Source organism: Rhodococcus yananensis, from assembly GCF_020515525.1.
Taxonomy (GTDB): domain Bacteria; phylum Actinomycetota; class Actinomycetes; order Mycobacteriales; family Mycobacteriaceae; genus Rhodococcus; species Rhodococcus yananensis.
The window spans coordinates 1-8,687 of the sequence record NZ_JAIYEP010000058.1; the positions used below are offsets into that span (position 1 = coordinate 1).

Consider the following 8,687-nt stretch of genomic DNA (forward strand, 5'->3'; position numbering starts at 1 on the left):
CGCTGTCGCTGCTGCTGATCGTGGTTGCGCTCGTGATCGTCGTGGCCGTGCACGTCCGTCGACGGCCGGAGGCGACATGAGCCGGTTGCACGTGCACGCCGTGTCCACCCGACCGTCAGCCCCCGACGACGATGTACCCCTCGGTCGTCAGCGTGTTGTCCGGTCCGTACACCAGATGACCGTACGAGCCGACACCCGGTTCACCTGCGTCACCGAAGCTCAGTTCACCCGTCACACCGTCGTAGTCGATGTCCTCCCCCGCGCGCAGCAGGTCGAGGCATTCGACGAAACTCGTGCACTTGGTGCCGTCCTTGGTCACGCTGTTGATGTTCGCCGCGATGTCGACCCCGGCGGTCGAGCCCGCCTGCTCAGCCGCGAGAGCCGAGATGATCACCGCGTCGTATGCCTCACCGGAGTAGTTGAAATCGATGAGGTTCGGGTCGACCACGAGCAACCGGGCCCGGAACTCCTCCCCCGTGTCGGTGAGTGGCGTCGTTCCGGACATCGTGTCGAGCAATCCCGCCGCCACGTTCTCGCCGAGCGCGTTGCCCATGTTGCCGTCGACACCGAAGACCGGCATACCGTCGGACGGGCCGATACCCACCTCGTGCATGCGGGTGATGATCTTTGCGGATTCCTCGAACCCGATGACCGCCACCGCGTCCGGCGCGAAGTTCTTCACCTGATCGACCTCGGCGTTGAACGACTGCGCGTTCGGGTCGTAGATGATCTTCTGGATCTGATCTTCCGGGATTCCGGCGTCGACGAGGTTCTTCACCGCGTTCGACGCCAATCCGGTCCCGTACGGATCGTTCAACGCCAGGATCGACACGCGCTGCGCTCCAGCGCCGGCGATGAGCTGCGAGAGCGCCTGGGCCTGAAGCACATCCGTGGGTGCGGTGCGGAAGTACAGTCCGTTGTCCGCGTAGCAGATGAACTGGTCGGATGTGTTCGCCGGCGAGAACATCACCACACCCGCGCTGACGATCTTGTCGATCACCTTGAGCGACACCGACGACGATGCCGCCCCGACGATGACGTCGGCACCGGACGCGAGCTCCCGATCGACCGTCGTGTTGGCGGTGTCGGTGGTGGTGTCGCCGGAGTCGCCGGTGATCAGCGTCACCGGTTGTTCGAGCACACCCCCGCCGGCGTTGACGTCGTCGACGGCCAACTGCACGGCGGCGATCTCCGGCGGGCCCAGGAACGCAAGGCTGCCGGTCTCCGGCAGGAGCGTGCCGATCGTCAGCGCTCCCGTGTCGGGTGTGGGCCCCGCGGTCGCCTGCGGCGGATCGCAGTCGGTGTCCACCGACGTTTCGGCCGCGGACGTATCACCACTCGCCGCCGCCGAATCGTCGCCGTCCGAACTGCATCCGGCCAGCGCGAGCGTTGCTGCACCGAGCACCGCTACCGCGCGTGCCAGGGTACGTCTTGCCATCCCCACACTCCTTCGATCACCTCGAGCCCCGATTCCGGCATTTCACCGGAGGTGTGGCACGAAACTTAGTCCTCGAAGGACGGTCCCGAACGGCCCCGAAATCGTTGTGACCCGACCGTTACATTCACGCGGCGGAATTCACGTCGCGGTGACACGACCGGTTCATCCGGCGGCCTGGTCGCCCATCGTCTCGATGATGACCTCGGCGACCTGCTTCATGGTGGTACGCCGGTCCATGGCCGCGCGCTGGATCCAGCGGAACGCCTCCGGCTCCGTCATCGCGTGTCCGTCCATCAGCAACCCCTTGGCACGGTCGACGAGTTTGCGCGTCTCGAATCGTTCCGAGAGACCCGCCACCTCGCGCTCGAGTTCACGGACCTCCGCGAATCGGCTGACCGCCACCTCGATCGCCGGCACCAGATCACCGCTCGAGAACGGCTTGACGAGATACGCCATCGCACCGGCGTCGCGGGCCCGCTCGACGAGGTCGCGCTGACTGAACGCCGTGAGAATGACCACAGGCGCGATGCGCTTGCGCGCGATCTCGGACGCGGCGTCGATCCCGTCGCGGCGCGGCATCTTCACATCCATGATGACCAGATCCGGGGTGAGCTCCTCGGCGAGCTCGACCGCGCGCTGTCCGTCACCGGCCTCACCGACGACGTCGTATCCCTCCTCCCGGAGCATTTCCACGAGATCGAGCCTGATCAGCGTCTCGTCCTCGGCGACGACGACCCGCATGGCCCCCGCTTCGTTCTCGTCTGGCGCGGCTGTCATGGCTGGCCCTTCCCGTCTCGCTCCGGCTGCCCCATGGGGAGATCGAACGGTTGAAGGGTACCGGTATTCGCATCACGGACCCCCATCCCTTACAGTGGTCTCCGCACCAGGCCCCCGTATCCCAATTGGCAGAGGAAACGGATTCAAAACCCGTCCAGTGTGAGTTCGAGTCTCACCGGGGGCACCACGCCGACTCCTCTCCTTTCCCGCGGCCCCAACTGTTTCCCGCGGGCACAATTTCCCCCGCGGGAAGAGGTTTCGACCGCGGGAACCACGCGAGGCGCACACCCGGACGGGCTTGTCGGTGGGCGGGTCTACCGTCGCACGGTATCGAACACAGATTCGGATACAGTCGACACGGAACGGAACACCGACATGGCGCATCCTGTCATTCCGCCTGCGCACCGCGGCTGCTCGAGCCCGGTCCTGCCCCGGGCCGCTCGCCCACGTTCGGACGGTATCGGCATCCGCACGACCTGTCCGTATCCACCGTCGGGCGATGTGGTCGTGCCGTTCGGCCGTGACGACACCGCCCGACCGGTGACGTGGGATCTGACGTCGGGACGCAACCTGCTCGTGCACCAGCACGATCGCGAGTCCGCAGGGCTGCTGCCCGTGTTCCTCCTGACCGTCAAGGCGCTCACCGCACACTCGCACGAGGTCTTCGTCGTCGATCCGCACCGCACGTGCGGCTGGCTCCGGAACTGCACCGGATCGGTGTCGCGGCGAGCGCACCGGGCCGATCACCGCGAGAGCATTCCCGCGCTGCTCGATCGGCTCACGGACGCACCGCAGGACCGCCGGCGCCTGCTGGTGGTCGCCGGGCTCCGCGCCACCGTCGACCTTCTCGGCCCTGCCGAGCGCGAACGGTTCACGGAGCTGGTGGCGTCGGCGCCGCATCGACAGTTGACCGTCGTCGCGGTGAGCTCCGATCGCGACGCACGGTGGTTTCCGGACGGTCTGGTCGATGCGTTCGACGACGTCATCACCCGGCCGTCGCGGAAGCGGTGAGTCGGGGAAGCTGCCCGTGCAACACGTCGAGTTCGGCTGCACATTCTCCGGCGGACTGCCCGCCACGTCCCGTGAGCGAAAGGTACACCCGATCGATCTGATCGAGCGAGCGATACATTCGCTCGGCCGCAGGCGGCGTCATTCGCTCGGACACCGGCGGGGTCAGCCGACGAAGGTCGCGGCGCGGTCGGCGAGATCGAGGAGGGGTTGAGGGAACACGCCGAGCAGCACCGTGATCGCGGCGGTCACCGCCACGGTGGCCGACGTGAACATGCTCGGGGTCGCGACGACCGGCGCGTCATCCGGGGGTTCCCGGAAGAACATCAGCACGATCACCCGAACGTAGAAGTACGCGGCAACGGCGCTCGCGACCACGCCGACGACCACCAGCGGCGCCGCACCGCCGGAGATCGCGGCCCCGAACACCGCGAACTTGGCGATGAAGCCGCCGGTGAGCGGGATTCCGGCCATCGACAACAGGAACAGGGAGAACACGGCGGCGACCAACGGAGACCGGCGACCGAGCCCCTCCCACCGTGACAGGTCCCATGCCTCCCCGTCGGGGTCGCGTACGAGGGTGATGACGGCGAACACCCCGACGGTGCCGATGCCGTACACGGCCAGATAGAACAGGGTCGACGACACACCCTGCGGGTTCGCCGCGACCACGCCGGTGAGCACGAACCCGGTGTGACTGATCGCCGAGTACGCCAGCATCCGCTTCACGTCGGACTGGACGATCGCGACGACCGCCCCGAACAGCATGGTTGCGATCGCGACGGCCCACAGGATCGGACGCCAGTCCGCGCTCAGTCCCGGCACCGCGACGTACAACACGCGCAGCAACGCCCCGAACGCCGCGATCTTCGTGCCGGCCGCCATGAACGCGGTCACCGCGGTGGGTGCGCCCTGGTACACGTCGGGTGTCCACGAATGGAACGGCACCGCACCGACCTTGAACAGCAGTCCGACCGCGAGCAGCCCGATACCCAGCATCGCGAGCAGCCCGCCGTCGGCATCACCGGCGACCGCGGCCGCGATCCCGGGCAGGGTGACGGTGCCGGCGTACCCGTAGAGCATGGCCACGCCGTACAGGAAGAACGCCGACGAGAACGCGCCGAGCAGGAAGTACTTCATCGCGGCTTCCTGCGACAGCAGTCGGCGACGCCGCGCGAGACCGCACAACAGGTACAGCGGGAGCGACAGTACCTCCAGCGCGATGAACATGGTGAGCAGATCGTTCGAGGCGGGAAACAGCATCATTCCCGACACCGCGAACAGCGTCAGCGGGAACACCTCGGTGCGGGTGACGCCCGCGGCGGTGGCTTCGCGTTCGGCGGCGCTGCCGGGCAGGGCCGCTGCCTGCGGTGTGAAGGCGTCCGCGCGTGATCCGCCCGCGGCACCGGCAACTGCCGCTGTCGCCGTGTCCGACATCGCGTGGGCGCTTTCGACACCCCGTTCGGCGACGAGCGCCACCGCGAGGATCGACACGACCAGGACGGCGCCCTGGAGGTACAGGGCGGGCGCATCGACCGCGACGGCTCCGGCGGCGGTCACCGTCTCGGTTCCGGCGAGCGTGATCACCGCGACGAGCGCGGCGATCAGTCCACCGAAGGCGAGGACGAGATGGCAGGCGTAGCGGGCGCGGGCCGGCACGAACGTCTCTGCGATCACCGCGACCACGGCGACACCGAACACGATGAGGACCGGGGTGACGGCGACGTAGTCGATGTCGGGGGCAGGTAGCGACTGTGCCGACACGGTGGTGGACGGGACCGTCATCGCTGTGCACCTCCTGCTGCGCCGGTGCCGGACTCGGCGACGAGGCCGCCCGGGGGGACGACCGGTTCGGGATCGTGTTGTCCGATGGTGACGAGGGTGTGGTCGACGGCGGGCGTGATGATGTCGAGAACGGGCCGCGGGAACATGCCGAGGACGAGCAGCAGCGCGAGCAGCGGTGCGACGACGAGGATCTCGCGGGGTACGAGGTCGGTGACCGCGTTGCCGCGGCCGTCGGCCACACCGGGCGGGTCGCCCCCGTCGGCACCGGGCGGGTCGCCCCCGTCGGCACCGGGCGGGTCGCCCCCGTCGGCACCGGGCGGGTCGGCGGACGTGGGCACCGTGACGGGCCCGCCCATCATCCGCTGGTACAGCCACAGCACGTACAGGGCGGACAGCACCAACGCGAGGGTGGCGACGATCGCGGCGGTTCCGTATCGCGGATAGGTGCCGACGAAGACGAGGAACTCGCTGACGAACGGCGCCAGCCCGGGTAGCGACAGGGTGGCGAGTCCGGCGACGAGGAAGGTGCCGGCGAGGACCGGTGCGATCTTCTGCACCCCGCCGTACGCGGAGATGAGTCGTGATCCGCGGCGGGACACGAGGAACCCTGCGATGAGGAACAGTGCCGCGGTGGAGATTCCGTGGTTGACCATGTACAGGGTGGATCCGGTTTGGCCCTGACTGGTCATCGCGAAGATGCCGAGGACGATGAACCCGAAGTGCGAGATGGACGTGTACGCGATGAGCCGCATCACGTCGCGTTGCCCGATGGCGACCATCGCCCCGTACACGATGCCGATGACGGCGAGGGTGACGATCAGCGGCGCGAAGTACGCGGCGGCGTCGGGGAACAGTTGCAGGCAGTAGCGCAGCATCCCGAACGTACCGACCTTGTCGACGACGGCCATCATCAGCACGGCGGAGACCGGGGTGGTCTGCACTGCGGCGTCGGGGAGCCAGCCGTGCAGCGGCCACAGTGGCGCCTTGACCGCGAAGGCGACCATGAACCCGAGGAACAGGGCGTGTGTCACGGCGGGTGCGGCGTCGAGTTCTCCGGCGGCGACGGCCTCGACGACGAGCCGGAAGTCGAAGGTGCCGACCGTATCGGATTCGCCCAGCCCGGAGCGGGCGGTGATCACGTACAGTCCGATGACCGCGGCGAGCATGAGCAACCCGCCGAAGAGGTTGTAGACGAGGAACTTCACGGCGGCACGCGAGCGTGCGGCGGGATCGCTGCCGCGGCTGCCGAAGCCTCCGATGAGGAAGTACATCGGTATGAGCATCGCCTCGAAGAACACATAGAACAGCAGGATGTCCAGGGAGACGAACGAGACGAGCACCATCGCCTCGACGAGGAGGATCAGCGCCGCGTAGGTGTGGGTGACGCGGGCACCGCCCGATGCGGTGCGCGTGTCGTGCCAGCCCGCGACGAACAGCAACGGCACCAGAACCGTGGTGAGCAGCACCAGCACCAGCGCGATGCCGTCGACGCCGAGCCGGTACCCGGCGCCGAACGCGGGGATCCAGGTGTGGGATTCGACGAACTGGAATTGCGCGCCGCCGGGATCGAAGCGCACGGCGACGGCGATGCTCACGACGAGGGTGGCCACCGCGAACACGAGCGCGAGCACCTTGGCGGCGTCGCGCATGCGCGGCGGCAGCGCCCAGGTCACGAGTGCGCCGACGAGCGGCAGAACCCACAGGATCGTCAGCCACGGAAAGTCGTTCACAGCCGGCCCACCCCCTTCAGACCCACACGAACATCAGGGCCGCGAGGACGATCGCGGCGCCGGCGAACATGACCAGTGCATACGAGCGGACGAATCCTGTCTGCAGTCTGCGGAGCAGCGTGGCACCGAGCGCGACGGCGCGGGCCGTCAGGGTGATGCCCCCGTCGATCCCGTCGCGTTCGATCGCCACCGCGGCGCCGACCATGCCGCGTCCGGGGTGCATGAACACCGCTTCGTTCGCGGTGTCACCGTAGAGGTCGCGGCGGGCGGCGACGGTCAGCGCCGACACGTCGGCGGGCGCGGTTTCGGGGATCGGTCGCGTCGCGTACTGCCGGTAGGCGACGGCGACACCGCAGGCGACGGCGGCGAGCGCGAGCGTCGTGACGAGCCATACCGGTGGTCCGCCGTCGTGGTGGGCGGTGCCGACGACGGGTTCGAGCCACGTCTGCAGGGATCCGCCGAGGACAAGCAGTCCGCCGGAGGCGACGGAGCCGACGGCGAGCACGATCATGGGCCAGGTCATCACCGACGGGGATTCGTGCGGGTCGGTGCCCGGGTTCCAGCGGCGCTCCCCGAAGAACGTCATGAGCATCACCCGGGTCATGTAGAACGCGGTGAGTGCGGCGCCGAGCAGGGCGGCGGCGCCGAGGATCACTCCTTCGGTGCCGCCGGCGGCGAACGCCACCTCGATGATCTTGTCCTTGGAGAAGAATCCGGCGAACGGCGGCACCCCGATGATCGCGAGATAGCCGAGCCCGAACGTGATGAAGGTGACGGGCATCAGTGTGCGCAACCCGCCGTAGCGTCGCATGTCGGTCTCGTCGTTCATGCCGTGCATGACCGATCCGGCCCCGAGGAACAGTCCGGCCTTGAAGAAGCCGTGGGTGAGCAGGTGCAGGATCGCGAACGCGTATCCGGCGGGGCCGAGCCCGGCGGCCAGCACCATGTAGCCGATCTGGCTCATGGTCGACGCCGCGAGAGCCTTCTTGATGTCGTCCTTCGCGCAGCCGATGATCGCGCCGAACAGCAGGGTGGCGGTGCCGACGACGATCACCGCGGTCCGCGCGGCGGGTGCGGCCTCGAAGATCGCGTGGGCGCGGACGACGAGGTAGACACCGGCGGTGACCATCGTCGCGGCGTGGATGAGCGCCGACACCGGGGTGGGGCCCTCCATGGCGTCGCTGAGCCACGACTGCAGCGGCAGCTGCGCCGATTTCGCGCAGGCAGCGACGAGCAGGGCGAGCCCGACGGCGGTGAGCACCCCTTCGTCGGCGGCGGGTACGGCGGCGAACACCCCGTCGTAGGAGAGTGTCCCGAAGGTGGCGAAGAGGATCATCAGGGCGATGAGCAGACCCATGTCGCCGACCCGGTTGACGACGAACGCCTTCTTCGCGGCGGTCGCCGCGGTCGGCTTGTGCTGCCAGAACCCGATGAGCAGGTAGGACGCGAGCCCGACACCTTCCCAGCCGAGGTACAGGACGAGGAAGTCGTCGGCGAGGACGAGCACGAGCATCGCGGCGAGGAACAGGTTCAGGTACGCGAAGAACCTGCGCCGGTCGCGGTCGTGCGCCATGTATCCCACCGAGTAGATGTGGATGAGGGATCCGACACCGGTGATGAGCAGCACGAAGCACACGGACAGTTGGTCGAGACGCAGGGCCAGGTCGACGTGCAGCCCGTCGACGGGCACCCACGCGTACAGCGCGCGCTGCACGGTCCTCTCGGCGGTGGGGGCTGCCAGCATGTCGACGAATGCGACGAGACCGAGCACGAACGAGGCGAGCGCCGTGGCGGATCCCAGCAGGTGCCCCCAGCGGTCGCCGTGTCGGCCGATGAGCAGCAGCACGGCGGCACCGGCCAGCGGCACGGCGGGTATCAGCCAGATGATCGTGGTGATCGACGAACTCATGTCGCTGGTCCTCTCCCGCTGTTGTCGCGGTGTTCGGGGG

Annotated in this window: 6 protein-coding genes and 1 tRNA gene; 2 read left to right on the forward strand and 5 right to left on the reverse strand. The window is 68.2% G+C overall.

Translation table 11 applies throughout. The features are described 5' to 3' along the window. Nucleotides 1-115: 115 nt before the first annotated feature. Together LDQ05_RS14290 and LDQ05_RS14295 are read right to left on the reverse strand one after the other, a co-directional pair. A complete protein-coding gene (locus LDQ05_RS14290; RefSeq protein ID WP_226437627.1) occupies nt 116-1,438 on the reverse strand; it encodes an ABC transporter substrate-binding protein in 1,323 nt (440 codons plus the stop codon). 162 nt (nt 1,439-1,600) lie between these two features. Beyond that, entirely contained in the window at nt 1,601-2,215 is a 615-nt protein-coding gene (locus tag LDQ05_RS14295) for an ANTAR domain-containing response regulator (protein ID WP_226437628.1), read from the reverse strand. Nucleotides 2,216-2,325: 110 nt separating this feature from the next. On the opposite strand from LDQ05_RS14295, the gene LDQ05_RS14300 reads away from it, so the two are divergent. Together LDQ05_RS14300 and LDQ05_RS14305 are read left to right on the forward strand one after the other, a co-directional pair. After that, nucleotides 2,326-2,402, forward strand: a tRNA-Leu gene (locus LDQ05_RS14300). Between the two features lie 314 nt (nt 2,403-2,716). Continuing rightward, the gene (locus LDQ05_RS14305; protein ID WP_226437629.1) at nt 2,717-3,226 is read left to right on the forward strand and encodes a hypothetical protein; all 510 of its coding nucleotides are present in this window, start codon (nt 2,717-2,719) and stop codon (nt 3,224-3,226) included. A 162-nt stretch (nt 3,227-3,388) separates the two neighbouring features. On the opposite strand, the gene nuoN is transcribed toward LDQ05_RS14305, so the two are convergent. Genes nuoN through nuoL form a run of 3 tightly spaced genes read right to left on the reverse strand, consistent with a single transcriptional unit; the run spans nt 3,389 to nt 8,647 of the window. Then, complete coding sequence (gene nuoN, locus LDQ05_RS14310) at nt 3,389-5,008, reverse strand: NADH-quinone oxidoreductase subunit NuoN (protein ID WP_226437630.1); 1,620 nt, start codon at nt 5,006-5,008, stop codon at nt 3,389-3,391. After that, nucleotides 5,005-6,738 (reverse strand): NADH-quinone oxidoreductase subunit M, encoded by a 1,734-nt coding sequence (locus LDQ05_RS14315; protein WP_226437631.1) that lies wholly within the window; start codon nt 6,736-6,738, stop codon nt 5,005-5,007. The genes nuoN and LDQ05_RS14315 overlap by 4 nt, the downstream gene beginning before the upstream one ends. 16 nt (nt 6,739-6,754) lie before the next feature. Next, nucleotides 6,755-8,647 carry an NADH-quinone oxidoreductase subunit L gene (gene nuoL / locus LDQ05_RS14320; protein ID WP_226437632.1) on the reverse strand — a complete coding sequence of 631 codons (1,893 nt, stop codon included), beginning with the start codon at nt 8,645-8,647 and terminating at the stop codon, nt 6,755-6,757. Nucleotides 8,648-8,687 lie beyond the last annotated feature (40 nt).